Source organism: Mycobacterium colombiense (assembly GCF_003284975.1).
In the GTDB taxonomy this organism is placed as follows: Bacteria; Actinomycetota; Actinomycetes; order Mycobacteriales; family Mycobacteriaceae; genus Mycobacterium; species Mycobacterium europaeum_A.
This window is the reverse complement of sequence record NZ_QMEU01000009.1, coordinates 76632-92523: the sequence shown is the minus strand read 5'-3', so window position 1 is coordinate 92523 and position 15892 is coordinate 76632. Positions and strand designations below refer to the sequence as shown.

16 protein-coding genes, 1 tRNA gene and 1 pseudogene are annotated in these 15892 nt (G+C 66.9%); 12 read left to right on the top strand and 6 right to left on the bottom strand.

The annotated features are described in order from the left end of the window. The 8 genes from DQP58_RS05835 to DQP58_RS05795 all read left to right on the top strand — a co-directional run. Positions 1-695 (top strand): cell division protein FtsQ/DivIB (locus DQP58_RS05835; protein ID WP_133259345.1); only part of this gene is annotated, 695 nt, incomplete at its 5' end. Between the two features lie 273 nt (positions 696-968). Beyond that, a complete protein-coding gene (gene ftsZ / locus DQP58_RS05825; RefSeq protein WP_007770764.1) occupies positions 969-2126 on the top strand; it encodes a cell division protein FtsZ in 1158 nt (385 codons plus the stop codon). A 78-nt stretch (positions 2127-2204) separates the two neighbouring features. After that, on the top strand, positions 2205-2912 hold the full coding sequence (gene pgeF / locus DQP58_RS05820; protein WP_205869345.1) for a peptidoglycan editing factor PgeF: 708 nt from the start codon (positions 2205-2207) through the stop codon (positions 2910-2912). Between the two features lie 5 nt (positions 2913-2917). Next, positions 2918-3691, top strand: a complete 774-nt coding sequence (locus tag DQP58_RS05815; RefSeq protein ID WP_112707535.1) for a YggS family pyridoxal phosphate-dependent enzyme — start codon at positions 2918-2920, stop codon at positions 3689-3691. Positions 3692-3757: 66 nt separating this feature from the next. After that, the gene (locus DQP58_RS05810; RefSeq protein WP_066873504.1) at positions 3758-4405 is read left to right on the top strand and encodes a cell division protein SepF; all 648 of its coding nucleotides are present in this window, start codon (positions 3758-3760) and stop codon (positions 4403-4405) included. Positions 4406-4583: 178 nt separating this feature from the next. Beyond that, positions 4584-4874: a YggT family protein gene (locus tag DQP58_RS05805; RefSeq protein ID WP_007770770.1), complete on the top strand. Its 291-nt coding sequence runs from the start codon at positions 4584-4586 to the stop codon at positions 4872-4874. A gap of 275 nt (positions 4875-5149) precedes the next feature. After that, complete coding sequence (gene wag31 / locus DQP58_RS05800; RefSeq protein WP_112707534.1) at positions 5150-5959, top strand: DivIVA-like cell division protein Wag31; 810 nt, start codon at positions 5150-5152, stop codon at positions 5957-5959. A 91-nt stretch (positions 5960-6050) separates the two neighbouring features. Further along, positions 6051-6383, top strand: coding sequence for a hypothetical protein (locus DQP58_RS05795; RefSeq protein ID WP_112707533.1), 333 nt, complete (start codon positions 6051-6053; stop codon positions 6381-6383). A 24-nt stretch (positions 6384-6407) separates the two neighbouring features. On the opposite strand, the pseudogene DQP58_RS05790 reads toward DQP58_RS05795, so the two are convergent. After that, positions 6408-7085 (bottom strand): annotated as a pseudogene (locus DQP58_RS05790) (phosphoribosyltransferase); the annotation flags it as partial. A 190-nt stretch (positions 7086-7275) separates the two neighbouring features. Then, positions 7276-7361 (bottom strand) — tRNA-Leu (locus DQP58_RS05785). A 112-nt stretch (positions 7362-7473) separates the two neighbouring features. Here DQP58_RS05785 and DQP58_RS05780 point away from each other — a divergent pair. The 4 genes from DQP58_RS05780 to DQP58_RS05765 all read left to right on the top strand — a co-directional run bounded on the left by DQP58_RS05780 (position 7474) and on the right by DQP58_RS05765 (position 11171). After that, positions 7474-8847, top strand: a complete 1374-nt coding sequence (locus DQP58_RS05780) for a M20/M25/M40 family metallo-hydrolase (protein ID WP_430915697.1) — start codon at positions 7474-7476, stop codon at positions 8845-8847. Positions 8848-8881: 34 nt separating this feature from the next. After that, a complete protein-coding gene (locus DQP58_RS05775) occupies positions 8882-9412 on the top strand; it encodes a YbhB/YbcL family Raf kinase inhibitor-like protein (RefSeq protein ID WP_112707531.1) in 531 nt (176 codons plus the stop codon). A 170-nt stretch (positions 9413-9582) separates the two neighbouring features. After that, positions 9583-9792, top strand: coding sequence for a hypothetical protein (locus tag DQP58_RS05770; protein WP_112707530.1), 210 nt, complete (start codon positions 9583-9585; stop codon positions 9790-9792). Then, positions 9789-11171: an HNH endonuclease signature motif containing protein gene (locus tag DQP58_RS05765; protein ID WP_112707529.1), complete on the top strand. Its 1383-nt coding sequence runs from the start codon at positions 9789-9791 to the stop codon at positions 11169-11171. The genes DQP58_RS05770 and DQP58_RS05765 overlap by 4 nt, the downstream gene beginning before the upstream one ends. A gap of 318 nt (positions 11172-11489) precedes the next feature. Here DQP58_RS05765 and DQP58_RS05760 read toward each other — a convergent pair whose 3' ends face one another. The 4 genes from DQP58_RS05760 to DQP58_RS05745 all read right to left on the bottom strand — a co-directional run bounded on the left by DQP58_RS05760 (position 11490) and on the right by DQP58_RS05745 (position 15871). Then, positions 11490-12020, bottom strand: coding sequence for a GreA/GreB family elongation factor (locus DQP58_RS05760; RefSeq protein ID WP_112707528.1), 531 nt, complete (start codon positions 12018-12020; stop codon positions 11490-11492). A gap of 328 nt (positions 12021-12348) precedes the next feature. Continuing rightward, entirely contained in the window at positions 12349-12975 is a 627-nt protein-coding gene (locus tag DQP58_RS05755) for an Rv1733c family protein (RefSeq protein WP_112707527.1), read from the bottom strand. 178 nt (positions 12976-13153) lie between these two features. After that, positions 13154-14689 carry a PucR family transcriptional regulator gene (locus tag DQP58_RS05750; protein WP_112707526.1) on the bottom strand — a complete coding sequence of 512 codons (1536 nt, stop codon included), beginning with the start codon at positions 14687-14689 and terminating at the stop codon, positions 13154-13156. 111 nt (positions 14690-14800) lie between these two features. Continuing rightward, positions 14801-15871, bottom strand: coding sequence for a quinone-dependent dihydroorotate dehydrogenase (locus tag DQP58_RS05745; protein ID WP_112707525.1), 1071 nt, complete (start codon positions 15869-15871; stop codon positions 14801-14803). Positions 15872-15892: the final 21 nt, after the last annotated feature.

Genomic DNA, 15892 nt, shown 5'->3' with positions numbered 1-15892 from the left:
TCACCGAGCCCAAACCCGTTGCGCGCGGGGTCGTTCGGGGCCTGAAGATGCTGCTGGCGACCATCCTGCTGGTGATCGTCGGCATCGGGCTGGCCTTGATCCTCTATTTCACGCCGGCGATGTCGGCCCGCAACATCGTGGTGGTCGGCACCGGGGTGGTCACCCGGGAAGAGGTCCTGGAGGCGGCGCACGTGCGGCCCGGAACGCCGCTGCTGCAGATCAACACCAACCAGGTGGCCGACCGGGTGGCGGCGATCCGGCGGGTGGCCAGCGCGCGGGTGCAGCGCCAGTACCCGTCGGCGCTGCGGATCACCATAGTGGAGCGAGTTCCGGTGGCGGTCAAGGACTTTCCCGACGGCCCGCATCTGTTCGACCGCGACGGCGTGGACTTCGCGACCGGCCCGCCGCCCCCGGCCCTGCCGTACCTCGACGTCGCCGACCCGGGTCCGAACGACCCGGCCACCAAGGCCGCCCTGCAGGTGCTGACCGCGCTGCGGCCCGAGGTCGGAGGCCAGGTCGGCCGGATCGCGGCGCCCTCGGTCGCCTCGATCACCCTGACCCTCGGCGACGGCCGGGTGGTGATCTGGGGCACCACCGACCGCACCGACGAGAAGGCCGAGAAGCTGGCCGCGCTGTTGACCCAGCCCGGCAAGACCTACGACGTGTCCAGCCCGGACCTGCCGACGGTTAAGTAGCGATCTTCGTCACGTCGTCCGCCCCGATCCGCCGTCGAGCAGCGCGCACGCCGCGGCGACGCACCAAAATTGCCCAAAATTTGCGGGGCGCGTGTCGGCGCGCCTGCGGGGTTAGGGCGCGCCCTACCCATACCGTTCTGGTTGCGCGTTACTACTTGACATAACTCTAACTCTATGGTTGAGGTTGAGGGTTTGCCAGGGAGGGACCGCGACGTCCGGAGGAGCCCACCGCCGGGAGAGCTGAGCCAAGCCCATCAGGGAGGAAGACGAATGATGACCCCCCCGCATAACTACCTGGCCGTCATCAAGGTCGTGGGTATCGGTGGCGGCGGCGTCAACGCCGTCAACCGGATGATCGAACAAGGCCTCAAAGGCGTGGAGTTCATCGCGATCAACACCGACGCGCAGGCGCTGTTGATGAGTGATGCCGACGTCAAACTCGACGTCGGGCGCGAATCCACGCGTGGCCTGGGCGCCGGGGCGGACCCGGAGGTCGGCCGCAAGGCCGCCGAGGACGCCAAGGACGAGATCGAGGAGCTGCTGCGCGGCGCGGACATGGTGTTCGTCACCGCCGGCGAGGGCGGCGGGACCGGCACCGGCGGCGCGCCCGTCGTCGCCAGCATCGCGCGCAAGCTGGGCGCGTTGACCGTCGGCGTGGTGACCCGCCCGTTCTCGTTCGAGGGCAAGCGGCGCGGCAACCAGGCCGAGAGCGGCATCTCGGCGCTGCGCGAAAGCTGCGACACGCTGATCGTGATCCCCAACGACCGGTTGCTGCAGATGGGCGACGCCGCGGTCTCGCTGATGGATGCCTTCCGCAGCGCCGACGAGGTGCTGCTCAACGGTGTGCAGGGCATCACCGACCTGATCACCACCCCGGGCCTGATCAATGTGGACTTCGCCGACGTCAAGGGCATCATGTCCGGCGCGGGCACCGCCCTGATGGGCATCGGATCCGCGCGCGGCGAGGGCCGTTCGCTCAAGGCCGCCGAGATCGCCATCAACTCGCCGCTGCTGGAAGCCTCGATGGAGGGCGCGCACGGCGTGCTGATGTCGATCGCCGGCGGCAGCGACCTGGGCCTGTTCGAGATCAACGAGGCGGCCTCGCTGGTGCAGGACGCCGCCCACCAGGACGCCAACATCATTTTCGGCACCGTGATCGACGACTCGCTGGGCGACGAGGTGCGCGTCACCGTCATCGCCGCGGGCTTCGACGCGGCCGGCGCCGGCCGCAAACCCGTCATCGGCGGCAGCGCCGACAAGGAGGAAAAGGGCGGCGCGCACCGGATCGAGTCGGCGAAGGCGGGCAAGCTCACCTCGACGCTGTTCGAACCGGTCGACGCGGTCAGCGTGCCGGTTCACACCAACGGCTCGACCTTGAATATCGGCGGCGATGACGACGACGTCGACGTGCCGCCCTTCATGCGTCGCTGAGATATGCCGGTGACCCTGGATCCCCGGCCGCGACGGTCGGGGCCGCCTGTTAGACAGGGCATCTCCGATACTGGTCACGTGAGCGTTCGCATTCGACGGGTGACCACCACCCGCGCCGGTGGTGTCTCGAAGCCGCCCTTCGACAGCTTCAACCTCGGCGATCATGTCGGGGACGACCCCGCGGCGGTGGCCGACAACCGCGCCCGGCTGGCCGCGGCCATCGGGCTGCGCGGCGCTCGGGTGGTGTGGATGAACCAGGTCCACGGCGATCGGGTCGAGGTGGTCGACGGGGCGCAGAGTGCCGCCGTCGACGACACGGACGCGTTGGTGACCCGCACCGCGCGACTCGCGCTGGCGGTGGTGACCGCCGATTGCGTTCCGGTGTTGATGGCCGACGCGCGTGCCGGTGTGGCCGCGGCGGTGCACGCCGGCCGGGTTGGCGCCCAGCGCGGGGTGGTGGCCCGCACGGTGGAGAAGATGGTGGAACTCGGCGCGCGGCCCGAAGACATATCGGCGCTCCTGGGTCCGGCGGTCAGCGGCCGCAACTACGAAGTGCCCGCGGCGATGGCCGACGAGGTCGAGGCGGCGTTGCCGGGCAGCCGGACCACCACCGCGGCGGGCACGCCCGGGCTGGATCTGCGTGCCGGAATCGCTCGTCAGCTAAGGGATTTGGGCGTAACGGCCATCGACATCGATCCGCGCTGCACGGTGGACGACCCGGCCTTATTCAGTCACCGCCGGGACGCGCCGACCGGGCGGCTGGCCTCACTGGTCTGGATGGAGTGACTGCGATGGCGGCCCCGAACAGTCGAAGCGACCGAGAATCGGAATTGACCCACGCGTTGGCGTCGGTGCGCTCGCGCCTTGCCGCCGCGGCGGAAGCGGCGGGCCGCAACGTCGGCGAAATCGAAGTGCTGCCGATCACCAAATACTTTCCAGCAACCGACGTTGTGACTTTGTCCCGATTGGGTTGTCGCGCCGTCGGTGAATCGCGGGACCAGGAGGCGACGGCGAAAGTGGCCGAAGTCACCCGGCTGCTGGCGGCGTCCGCGCGGGCGGGCGTGGGAAATCCGCGCTGGCACATGGTCGGTCACATCCAGCGGAATAAGGCGCGGTCGGTGGCGCGCTGGGCGCACACCGCTCACTCCGTCGACAGCGCGCATCTGGTGACCGCGCTGGACAAGGGGGTGGCCGCGGCGCTTTCCGACGGCCGTCGCACCGACTCGATGCGGATCTATGTTCAGGTGAGCCTGGACGGCGACGAGTCGCGCGGCGGCGTCGACATATCCCGGCCGGGAGCCGTCGATCAGGTGTGCGATCAGGTCGAGGAGTCCAAGAACCTGGACTTGGTGGGGCTGATGGGGATTCCGCCGCTGGACTCGGACCCGGAAGAGGCCTTTGACCGGCTCCGATCCGAGCATCGACGGGTTCTCGAGTCCCACCGCAACGCCGTCGGGCTGTCCGCCGGCATGTCGAACGACTTCGAAATCGCCGTCAAACACGGTTCGACGTGTGTGCGTGTCGGTACCGCGCTAATGGGCCCGCGGCGGTTACCGTCACCGTAAGTAGTCACTGCAGTAACAGCTTTATCACTAACACCAGTACTCCCAGGGGCTAGAAGGGTCAACGCAATGAGCACACTGCACAAAGTCAAGGCCTATTTCGGTATGGCCCCAATGGACGACTACGAGGACGAGTATTACGACGACCACGCGCCGTCCCGCGGTTTCCCGCGCCCGCGATTTGACGACGGATACGGTCGCTACGAGCAAGACGACTACGACGATCCGCGCCGCGAGCCCGCCGACTATCCGCCGCCCGCCGGCTACCGCGGTGGCTATGGGGACGAGCCGCGCTACGGCGCGGTCCACCCCCGCGAGTTCGACCGCGCCGAGCGCGGCGGCGGCCCGCGCTTCGGGTCGTGGTTGCGCAACTCCACCCGCGGCGCGCTGGCGATGGACCCGCGCCGGATGGCGATGATGTTCGAAGAGGGTCACCCGCTGTCGAAGATCACCACGCTGCGGCCCAAGGACTACAGCGAGGCCCGCACCATCGGCGAGCGTTTCCGCGACGGTACCCCGGTGATCATGGACCTGGTGTCGATGGACAACGCCGACGCCAAGCGGCTCGTCGACTTCGCGGCCGGCCTGGCCTTCGCCTTGCGCGGCTCGTTCGACAAGGTCGCCACCAAGGTGTTCCTGCTGTCGCCCGCCGACGTCGACGTGTCCCCAGAGGAGCGCCGCCGGATCGCCGAAACCGGTTTCTACGCTTACCAATAGGCCCGTCCGCCGCCCCTATCCGCAGCGGCGGTTCGCTCACCCGGGCCACCGCATGGGCGACGTGAGATAGGGGCTCTTACTCGGAGTCGGTAGGCTGGCAGGCGCCGCGCTGGTCCGCGGCGCTTGGCCATCGCTGAGCATCGCTTGTCATCTCATGGGTAAGGTCGGGGCACTTCAGTTGGTGTTGTTCTTTCAGATCCTCGGGTTTGCGCTGTTCATCTTCTGGCTGCTGCTGATCGCTCGGGTCGTCGTCGAGTTCATCCGCTCGTTCAGCCGGGACTGGCATCCCACCGGCATCACCGTCGTGGTGCTCGAGATCATCCTGTCGATCACCGATCCGCCGGTGAAATTGCTGCGCCGGCTCATCCCGCAACTCACCATCGGAGCGGTCCGCTTCGACCTGTCGATCATGGTGCTGTTGCTCGTCGCGTTCATCGGCATGCAGCTGGCCTTCGGCGCCGCTGCATAGGCCGCCTGGAGGTCCGCCGGGCGCCCCGTCGGAGCTAACGCATTCCGCCCCGGAGACGGTTCGGACACGTTTTAGCTTCGGTTTGGTTCCCCCGATTTAAAATTCCTAAGGTTTCGGTTTTTATTGCCCTCAATGTTTGAAATTGGTCCTTATTTATTGGGCTAATCGGCAACGGTCGCGCCTGGTGTGACAGGATGGACGGCAGTTGCACTACGGCTACCACTGCGTTCTACACTTTCCAGAACGTTCGAGAAGGAACTTGAGGGGACGAAACAATGCCGCTTACACCAGCCGACGTCCACAATGTGGCGTTCAGTAAGCCACCGATCGGCAAGCGGGGCTACAACGAAGACGAGGTGGATGCCTTCCTCGATCTGGTGGAAGCCGAGCTGACGCGGCTCATCGAAGAGAACAGCGATCTGCGCCAACGAATTGAGGAGCTGGACCACGAGCTGGCCTCCGGCGGTGGCTCGGCCACTCCGGCCGCGGCCGCCGCCCCCACCCAGGCCATTCCTGTGCGCGAGCCCGTCCCCGAACCGGAACCGGTCAAGCCGGCCGCGGCCGCAGCTCCGGCCGCCGCGGCCAACAACGAGGAACAGGCCATGAAGGCCGCTCGGGTGCTGACCCTGGCGCAGGACACCGCCGACCGCCTGACCACGACCGCCAAGGCCGAGTCGGAGAAGATGCTGGCCGACGCCCGCGCCAACGCCGACCAGATTCTCAGCGAGGCGCGCAGCACCGCCGAGACCACCGTCGCCGAAGCTCGGCAGCGCGCCGACGCGATGCTCGCCGACGCGCAGACCCGTTCGGAGACCCAGTTGCGGCAGGCCCAGGAGAAGGCCGACGCCCTGCAGGCCGACGCCGAGCGCAAGCATTCAGAGATCATGGGCACCATCAACCAGCAGCGCACCGTCCTGGAAGGCCGCCTCGAGCAGTTGCGCACGTTCGAACGCGAGTACCGGACCCGGCTCAAGACCTACCTGGAGTCCCAGCTCGAAGAACTCGGCCAGCGCGGATCCGCGGCACCCGTGGACTCCAGCGCCGACGCGGGCAGCTTCGAACAGTTCAACCGGGGCAACAACTAGCCGTTCGGGCGTGCCGGTCGCTCGCCGAGCTTCGGGGTTGGCACACTAGGTCATGAAACCGCGGTCCCGCTCGTTGCTTGGAGGATGACTGATGCTCATCATTGCGCTGGTATTGGCCCTGATCGGGCTCGTCGCGTTGGTGTTCGCGGTCGTCACCAGCAACGAGCTGGTGGCCTGGGTCTGCATTGCCGCCAGCGTGGTGGGCGTTGTGTTGTTGATCCTCGACGCGCTGCGGGAACGCCAGCGGCGCGACCTGGGCGCCGGCGAAGCCCAGGATGCCGACGAGGCGCAGGGCGACGAGGAGGGCTACGTCGACTACCCCGAGGAGGTCCCGGGCGAGGGCGAACCGGCGACGGGGGAGGCCGCGCCGACCGAGGAGTCCAAGGTCCCGGCCGAGGGCCACGGCGACGAGCCCGCCAAGTAATTCTTTGCCTCGACGGCTCGGAGCTCAGCCGGTAGCCGTGCCCAGCAGCTCGCGCACCTCGTCGTCGCTGATCTGGTGGAAGTCGTCGTAGACCTGCCCGACCGCTTCGAATCCGGGCGGCATCGTCAGGCACACCACGTCGTCGGCCTCCCGCCCGAGGTCGCGGCAGGTCGACTCCGGACCCACCGGCACGGCGATCACGATCGATTTCGGTCCGGCGGCCCGGATGGCACGCACGGCGGCGAGCATGCTTGCGCCCGTTGCGATTCCGTCGTCGACCAGGACGACGATCCTGTCGCGCAGGTCGGCCATCGGGCGACCGCCCCGGTAGGCGTGTTCGCGCCGCAGCAGCTCGGCCGCCTCGCTGTCGATCACCTCGCGCACCTGCTCGTCGCTGATGTGCAGGCTGGCCACCACATCGTCGTTCATCACCACGCCGCCACCGCTGGCCAAGGCGCCCATTGCCAGCTCCGACCACTGCGGCACCCCGAGCTTGCGGACCAGAAAGACGTCAAGGGGTGCACCGAGGGCCGCGGCGATCTCCCAGGCCACCGGCACGCCGCCACGCGCCAGCCCGAACACCAGCACATCGCCGCGGCCGCGATAGGCGGCCAACTCCTGCCCCAGCGCGCGTCCGGCCTCGCGGCGGTCGACGAACGTCTTCGGCGATGTCCGCCGGACAAAGCCACTCGATCGGTTCATGCGTTACCGCTCCTGGCTGATGGGCTTCTCTCCAGGCTACGTGCCGTCGCAACGGGAAGATGCGCGAGATGAGCCCTCGCCGCCCCCAGGCGGCGTGAATAGATACGGGTGTGCTCGCGGCTTCGCGGCTCAACGCACTCCATCGGCTCGGAAATGAACGCACGCGTCCATCTCGCTCGCCTCAGTCGGGTGTCCGAGGGGGGACTTGAACCCCCACGCCCATTAGTAGGGCACTAGCACCTCAAGCTAGCGCGTCTGCCATTCCGCCACTCGGACAAGGCCAAACCAGCATGGGTTGGCAGCTAAGGCTATCGGATCGCGGGCCGCGAACCCAATCCAGCTCCTCGAGACGTGTCGACGATCGGCATCGAGCCGTCCGGCCTCGGCAATGGTAGGAAAGGTGGTTGTGACCATTCAGAGCGGGGCGACCCAGGGGCCAACCAACCCGAGCGACGACGTGGTCGAGGTTGTCAGCAAGTTGATCCGGTTCGACACCACCAACACCGGCGAACCAGAGACGACCAAGGGCGAGGCCGACTGCGCGCAGTGGGTCGCCGAGCAGCTCGCCGAGGTCGGCTACGCGCCGCACTACGTCGAATCCGGCGCCCCGGGCCGCGGCAACGTGTTCGCCCGGCTGCCGGGGGCGGACTCCTCGCGTGGCGCCCTGCTGATTCACGGGCATCTGGACGTGGTCCCGGCCGAGCCCACCGAATGGAGCGTGCACCCGTTCTCCGGTGCGGTCAAAGACGGCTTCGTCTGGGGTCGCGGTGCGGTCGACATGAAGGACATGGTCGGCATGATGATCGTGGTGGCCCGGCACTTGAAGCGGGCGGGCATCGTGCCGCCGCGCGACCTGGTCTTCGCGTTCGTCGCCGACGAAGAACACGGCGGGACCTTCGGCGCGCAGTGGCTGGTCGACAATCGCCCGGAGCTCTTCACCGGCATCACCGAGGCGATCGGTGAGGTGGGCGGGTTCTCCTTGACCGTGCCGCGTAAGGACGGCGGCGAACGCCGGCTCTACCTGATCGAGACGGCCGAAAAGGGGCTGTCCTGGATGAGGCTGACCGCCCGGGGCCCGGCCGGGCACGGGTCGATGGTGCACGACCAGAACGCCGTCACCACCCTCGCCGAGGCCGTCGCCCGCCTGGGCCGCCACCAGTTTCCGCTCGTACTGAACGACGCCGTCGCGCAGTTTCTTGCCGCGGTCGGCGAAGAGACCGGCCTCACCTTCGACACCGAATCGGGGGACCTGCGCGGGGCGATCGACAAGCTGGGGCCGATGGCGCGCATGCTCAAGGCCGTGCTGCACGACACCGTGAACCCCACCATGCTCAAGGCGGGGTACAAGGCCAACGTCGTCCCGGCCGTCGCGGAGGCGGTGGTGGACTGCCGGATATTGCCGGGCCGCAGGGAGGCGTTCTTGGCCGAGATCGACGAGCTGCTGGGACCGGACGTGACGCGCGAGTGGATCAAGGATCTCTCGTCATATGAGACCAGCTTCGACGGCGACCTGGTCGATGCCATGAACGCCGCCGTGCTGGCGTTCGACCCGGACGCCCGTACCGTGCCGTATATGCTTTCCGGCGGCACCGATGCAAAGTCGTTTGCGCGCTTGGGTATTCGTTGTTTCGGCTTCAGCCCGCTGCGGTTACCGCCGGACTTGGATTTCACGGCGTTGTTCCACGGCGTGGATGAGCGGGTACCCATCGATGCGCTGCGGTTCGGCACCGACGTGCTGGCCCACTTCCTGACCCACTGCTAGATCAGACGCAAGCCGATCACACGAGAGGACCGCCATGAGCACTGCTCCTGACCCGTACGCATCGTTGCCCAAGCTGCCCAGCTTCACGCTGACCTCCCAATCGGTCACCGACGGCCAACCGCTGGCCAAGCCGCAAGTCAGCGGAATCATGGGCGCGGGCGGCGAAGACGTCAGCCCCCAGCTGAGCTGGTCGGGCTTCCCGGACGAAACCCGTAGCTTCGCCGTCACTGTCTACGACCCCGACGCCCCGACCGCCTCCGGGTTCTGGCACTGGGCGGTGGCCAACCTGCCGGCCGACGTCACCGAGCTGCCCGCGGGCGCCGGCGACGGCAGCAGCCTGCCCGGCGATGCGCTGACGCTGGTGAACGACGCCGGGCAGCGCCGCTACATCGGGGCTGCGCCGCCGGCGGGCCATGGCCCGCATCGGTACTACATCGCCGTGCACGCCGTGGACACCGAGAAGCTGGATCTGCCCGAGGACGCCAGCCCGGCCTTCCTCGGGTTCAATCTGTTCCAGCACGCCATCGCGCGAGCGGTCATCCACGCCACCTACGAACAGAAGTAGGTCAGGGCTTTACGGCCAACGGCGTTCCGCGCGGGTAGGTTCCCGGCGCTGGTAGGGCTCCGGCGCGGGGGCACCTCCGGGCGCCCGGCATCCCAAATCACGTACGCCACTTTCGTCCCGTTGGTTTCTCGGCGGCGCGTTTTGTCGGTGGGCCGTCGTACCATTCGAACATGAGTTCGAGTGCATGGGAAAAGATTCAGGCCGACGTTGACGCGTTGAGCGCGGCCGTCTCCCGCTTCCAGGCGCTTTCCTGGGAGGCAATGACGCCTGCCGAGCTGGTTGACGCGCTGGAGAGATACGCGCTATTTGTCGGCCGGCTGGATGCCCTCATATATGAGCTGAGCAGCCCGTTCACACGGCTGGGTGGGACGCGCCCATGACTCTGACCAACCGGGAGGATATCGAGGCCGACGTTGAGGCGTTGTGCGCTCTGGCCTCCCGCTTCCAGGGCCATTCTTATCAGGCGTTGACCAACCCGGAACGCTTGGCAATCTTGGAGACACTCGAACGCGTAACACGCAAGCTCCAAACGCCAAGTCATCAGCTCATCAATCAGCTTGGTGAGCAAGGGGATTCAACGGAGCTCGGCGGCAAGCTGCCCTGGGTGTTGGCCGACCGGTTGCACATCACCCGGGCCGAGGCCGGGCGGCGCATCGCCGAGGCCGCCGATCTGGGTCCCCGCCGGGCGCTTACGGGTGAGCCGTTGGCTCCGCTGCTACCCGCCACGGCAGCGGCCCAGCGCGACGGGGCGATCGGGCAAGACCACATAGCGGTGATCCGTCGGCTTTTCCACCAGCTGCCCGACTCCGTCGACATCGAAACGCTTGAGCACGCCGAGCGCCAGCTGGCGGGCAAGGCGACCGAATTCCGGCCCGATCAGCTCGCCAAGCTTACGCGCCGCCTGATGGACTGCCTCAATCCCGACGGCAACTACACCGACGAGGATCGAGCACGAATGCGCGGGCTCGTACTCGGCAATCAGCAAGCCGACGGCATGTCGCGCCTGAGCGGCTGGTTGACGCCGGAAGCGCGCGCCAGCTGGGAGGCGGTGCTGGCCAAGCTGGCCGCGCCCGGCATGTGCAATCCCGACGACGACACGCCGATAGTGGACGGCGCCCCGCCGGAAGAGGCGGTGCAACACGACACCCGCACCCCCGGTCAGCGCAATCACGACGGTCTCAACGCGGCGCTGCGAGCGCTGCTGGCCAGCGGAGAGTTGGGTCAGCACAACGGGTTACCGACCAGCATCGTCGTCACCACCACACTCAGAGAGCTTGAAGCCGCCGCCGGAAGGGGCTTGACCGGTGGCGGCACCATGCTGCCGATGTCGGATGTGATCCGCCTGGCCCGGCACGCCCACCATTACCTGGCGATCTTCGATAAGGGCAAGGCGCTGGCGCTGTATCACACCAAGCGTCTGGCATCACCGGGTCAGCGAATCGTGCTGTACGCCAAGGATCGAGGGTGTTCCCATCCCGGCTGCGACGTGCCCGGCTATTACTGCGAAGTGCACCACGTCGAAGATTGGGCCAAGACATACCGCACCGACATCGACCAACTCACCTTGGCCTGCGGACCGCACCACCGGCTTCTCGAGAAGGGCTGGACCACCCGAAAACGCGCGAACGGCGACACCGAATGGATACCCCCGCCGCATCTCGACCGGCGGCAACCGCGGATCAACACGTTCCATCACCCGGAGGATTTGCTGCGCGAGGGGGAAGGCGGCGAAAACGACAACTCACTGGGGGCGGCTTAGGACGGCAACTCACATGCGTCCGTACGCGACGGCCATGGTTAGACCCAAACCCGCCAGCAACAGGAACATGATTGCCAACGGGTCGATTACTTCGAAGATCATGTGATCATCCCTGGATGGGCGAGGCGTCAGGAAAGGGTGTAACCGGCTGTGGTTCAACACATCCGGGTATCATGCGATGAATCGAAGATGTATAACCGGTCATCGGTTCGATCCGGCGGTGTGAATTCCGTACGGCACCGCGTCGAGAAGCGTGACGTCCAGGATCGCACCACTGGGCAGGGTATAGCTGCGTGCTGGTCATGTTCGTTGCCCTGGTTATGCCGTCGAGCGAGTCCGGGCCGCTACCCTTTGTGATGCGAACGTCGTTGATGTGGTTGGTTTTCCGCGGCTACCCTCCGCCAAATGCGTGTCATAGGGCACTGCCTTGAGCAGCGTCACCAGTCGTCCCGTCTCATCGGGAATTGAGTAGATGCGCTGGTCGCCGGGACGCGCGCCGGCTATAGCGCGGCCCAAGGGCGACGCCATCGAGTAGACCTTGATATTGGCGCCCTCGCTGCCGCGTCTGCCGAGCAGAAAAGTCTCGGTCTCGCCGGTGACGTCGTAACGGATGGTCAGCACCATGCCGGGTTCGGCGATGGCGTCACCGGCGGGATTCTCGTCAATGACTGCCTTGGACAACAGCTTTTGAATCTCGCGGATGCGTCGTTGTCGCGCTACGCGATTCGCGTCGAAGTCCATCAAGTCGTCGGGAACTTCGACGACCAGCCCGGACCGCAACACGTTGAGTTCGTTCCGCAGGCGGGTGTACTGCTGTCGTGTCATCCAGATGGATTCGGTGCTGGTCATTTTGGGCGTTGTCCTTTCGTTTGCCGAGGAGCGTCGTCAGGGGCGGGCCGAAGTAGGCAGCCGCCGCTGACGACTGGGATGCCCATGGTGGGCCAAATCCCGGTGCGATCGCGGTTTTTCGTTGGGCCGTGATTCCATGGTGGCGTGCGCCGGCACGACGGTGCTTGCCGGAAACCGACAACTGTCGGGCGAAGGGTTGTCCCACCCCGACAACGCCGTTGCCGAGGCTGCCTTGCAGTGGGCACGCTCTGAGCGGCGAGAACCCTTCGTGTACAGACAAACTCAGTCCCCGTCGCAAGGACTGGCTCGGAAACCAAGGTCGCGCTGCTTACCGTCCCTCGACCAGGCGTTCGAAGCTCTGTTGCCAGCGGGCGTAGCGGATTCGGTCAAGGGTGATGCGCGCGCGGGCGAACAGGGCGACTGCCAAGAGGCTCACGCCCCACCAGGTCGCTACTGCAAAGACCAGCGCGTCATCGCGGGCGGTGTTTAGCGGTCTTGCAACCGGAAGGCCCCGGTCATCGACCCAGATTTCGATCTCGTCCCCGGTTTTGGCTTTCAGCGGCGCGGTAACGTCGCCGGTGCGTTCGGTCCCGGCGGCGAACCATCGAGCGGGAACCGTCACTGTCGGGCTGTCAAGGTTGCGACGCTGACTCTCCCCGGTGACAGTCGCGGTCACCGGGCGGCGAGTTTGGACCTGCTCGGCATAGAGACGACTTCGAGAATCATGGACCGCCGTGCCCACGGCGGCACCGATGGGTACGGCGATCAACGACATCGCAACGGCTAATACCAGAATCAGTGCCTCCACTCGGTCTGTCTTGCGTATCAGCGGGTTGCGACCAAACAGTCGCGCCAACAGCCTTCGGGGCACGGGCAGGGTGAATGCTTCCATCGCGGCGTCATCGTCTGGTCGGCGGTTGGCCATCTGTTGATGATCGGGCTCTGGGGTGGACATCGCATTTCCTATCGGGGAGTAGGCATGGGTTCGAGGCATCGCACGGCCGGCCGACACCAGTCAGCCAAACCTGTCCGCTGAGTGGGCAACCTTCATGATGGTGCGGATGCCCGCCGCAACCTTTGCCGCCGCCAGACAATGTCGCCGACCCGCTTTGTCGGGTTTCGACAGCGCGTGGTCAATCGGTGTCGATAGCCGCGAGTTCGATCATCATCGCCAGCCGCTTTCTGGCGTCTTCTAGCGGCAGAGTGGTGATCTCGGCCATCTTGCGCAGCCGGTAACGCACGGTGTTTTCGTGCACTCTCAGCCGTGCTCCGGCCTCGGCCGGGTCGCCCTGGGCCTCCAGCCATGCTCGCAGCGTGGCGGCGTAGTCGGTCCCGTGAGCGCGGTCATGACGGCCCAGCTCGGTCACCGGCCCACGGGACGGGGAACGGCCTGAGCGCGCCGCGGCGCGTAACCGCTGCAGCAGGATGTCAGCCCATGACTCGTCATAGACCGGAGGCGCGGCCCCGGGTGATACCTCATGCAGCGCAAGACATTCCTCGGCTTCCCGGCGTGCAGCGGCAAGGTCTGTCACCTCAGCCGCGCCACTTACACCGGCCAACACCGTCACCTGTTCGGGCAGGGCCGCCCGCAGACCGGTTACCCAGCGCCGCGCCGTCGCCGCTTGCCCGGCGGGCAGCAGCGTGTACACGATATTGCCCGCCAAAGCGCTGCGCCCCGGCCGTGACCAGCCGAATCCGGTGGTAGCACGCTCGAACGACAACAACAAAGCGGCATCGCGTTCATCGCCGATGAACGCCTGCAACGCAATAACCCTCAGACCATCGTGCGGCAGACCCAGCCTGCTCGCCACCATGGCGGCGTCAGCCGTGCCCTCCAGCAACCGAATCACAAGCTCGGATTCGACTTGGCGTTCCAAATCCGCGCTTGCGCGTGAACGTAGAAGATGCAGGGCTACGGTGTGCGCACCCACCACCAAGGCGGTGCGCGTCGCTTCGTCGAGCGGCGCCGAACACGCCACCCATACCGATCCGATCAGCTCTCCCGCGGAGCGCACCGCCACCACTTCACGCCCGATCAAACCGTGTTCGGAATCCTCGGGGACAAACAGCGGTTCGTCGGAGACCCCCAGGTGTGCGAATACGCCCCGAGCATCAAACAATTCGCGCAGCTGCTCGGGCGTCTGTCGTTCCAGGATGGTCTGCACCCGCGCCGGGTCAGCATGCTGCTGCAGTTTCGAATACGCCAACACCCGCAACAGCGCGTCGTGAATGACAACTGAACTGCCGACAGCATCCGCCAGGCTATCGGCCAGCGCGAACAAATCCGTTGGGCCACGACCGGATTCAGTCTCGCGGCCCTCCAGCACGAGACCGTAGACGACCGCACTTACCTCGCTCCAGGTGACCGCCTCGTCAACCACCAGGACGGCGCCGACCTCGGCGTCGCCCTCGAACGCGATGTTGTCGAACGCCATCGGCTCACCGGCGCGTACCAACACCACGACGGCGCGCGCCGAAGCCGCCCACCGCACCGCTTCGCGAACGGAGCCGGCGCCGATGGCCAGCAGTACATCGCCTACCACCAGACGATCCGGCGCGGCTTCGTGGATCACCACGCTGCGCAGTTCGGTCGACCTGGGCACCGACGACCACCGCAAGCGGACCCCATAGCCACCCAGCACGTTCACCAAGCGGTCCAACGTGATCACCAGCCGCTCCTTATGCCGAACTGGTAGTCAGCCTAGCCAGGCGTCAAGCGGGTCTGATGAAAATGCATTTGCTATGCCGATGACCTTCTGCTCGACCGCGCGGGTCCTGACTCAATCCGGCGGGTGGGCGGCGGAGCCGACGGCATCGCTGAGCGACGCGAAACCGCCGTCGTGCAGCCGCTGTGCGATGCCATCGTGAATCCGCTTGGCCCACAAGCCTCCTCCGTAGATGAAGCCGGTGTAGCCCTGCAGCAGCGATGCGCCCGCGGTGATCCGCTCCCAGGCGTCGTCCGCGGTCTCGATGCCCCCCACACTGATCAGCACCAGGCGGTCACCGACCCGGCCGTAAAGCCGGCGCAGCACCTCGACGGCGCGCCGTGCCACCGGCGGCCCGGAGATGCCACCCGGACCCAGCTCGTCGACCCCGGGCGTCCGCAGATGCTGCCGTGACACCGTGGTGTTGGTGGCGACGATGCCGGCCAGGCCCAGTTCCACTGCCAGGTCCGCGATTTCGTCCACGTCGGAATCGGAAAGGTCCGGCGCGATCTTCACCAGCACCGGTTTGGACGTCTCGGCGAGCACCGCCGAAAGGATGGGCCGCAGCGTGTCGACGGCCTGTAGATCGCGCAGCCCGGGGGTGTTCGGCGAGCTGACGTTGACCACCAGGTAGGACGCCAGGGGGCCGACCAGCCGGGCGCTCGCACGGTAATCGTCGACGGCCGCGGACCCCGGCGTCACTTTCGTCTTGCCGATGTTGACCCCGATCGGCACCTCGGGCCGCTGCCGCGCGAGGCGCATCGCCAGCGCGCCGGCACCGAGATTGTTGAAGCCCATCCGGTTGAGCAGGGCACGGTCGGCCGGCAGCCGGAACATCCGCGGGGCCGGGTTGCCCGGCTGTGGGCGGGCCGTGACCGTCCCGACCTCCGCGTGCCCGAATCCCAGCGCCCCCCACGTGAGCAGCCCCAGGCCGTCCTTGTCGAAGCCGGCGGCCAGTCCCAGTGGCCCGGCGAAGCGCACCCCGAACACCGTGCTCGCCAGCGCCGGATCCGTCGGGGCCAGCAGCCGGTGCAGCAACCGCCGTGTCCAGCCGACCGAGGTGACACCACGCAGCAAGGCGAACACCAGCGTGTGAATCCGCTCGGGCGGGATCACGAAAAACAGCCGTCGCAGCAGGCCGTACATCCGGTGTCCGCCCTCGCGTGG

Bases quoted from the DNA above. Each gene is read 5' to 3' on its own strand.
- ftsZ (WP_007770764.1), top strand. From the start codon at position 969: ATGACCCCCCCGCATAACTACCTGGCCGTCATCAAGGTCGTGGGTATC.
- DQP58_RS05815 (WP_112707535.1), top strand. From the start codon at position 2,918: ATGGCGGCCCCGAACAGTCGAAGCGACCGAGAATCGGAATTGACCCAC.
- DQP58_RS05810 (WP_066873504.1), top strand. From the start codon at position 3,758: ATGAGCACACTGCACAAAGTCAAGGCCTATTTCGGTATGGCCCCAATG.
- wag31 (WP_112707534.1), top strand. From the start codon at position 5,150: ATGCCGCTTACACCAGCCGACGTCCACAATGTGGCGTTCAGTAAGCCA.
- DQP58_RS05795 (WP_112707533.1), top strand. From the start codon at position 6,051: ATGCTCATCATTGCGCTGGTATTGGCCCTGATCGGGCTCGTCGCGTTG.
- DQP58_RS05780 (WP_430915697.1), top strand. From the start codon at position 7,474: ATGGTAGGAAAGGTGGTTGTGACCATTCAGAGCGGGGCGACCCAGGGG.
- DQP58_RS05775 (WP_112707531.1), top strand. From the start codon at position 8,882: ATGAGCACTGCTCCTGACCCGTACGCATCGTTGCCCAAGCTGCCCAGC.
- DQP58_RS05770 (WP_112707530.1), top strand. From the start codon at position 9,583: ATGAGTTCGAGTGCATGGGAAAAGATTCAGGCCGACGTTGACGCGTTG.
- DQP58_RS05765 (WP_112707529.1), top strand. From the start codon at position 9,789: ATGACTCTGACCAACCGGGAGGATATCGAGGCCGACGTTGAGGCGTTG.
- DQP58_RS05760 (WP_112707528.1), bottom strand. From the start codon at position 12,020: ATGACCAGCACCGAATCCATCTGGATGACACGACAGCAGTACACCCGC.
- DQP58_RS05755 (WP_112707527.1), bottom strand. From the start codon at position 12,975: ATGTCCACCCCAGAGCCCGATCATCAACAGATGGCCAACCGCCGACCA.
- DQP58_RS05745 (WP_112707525.1), bottom strand. From the start codon at position 15,871: ATGTACGGCCTGCTGCGACGGCTGTTTTTCGTGATCCCGCCCGAGCGG.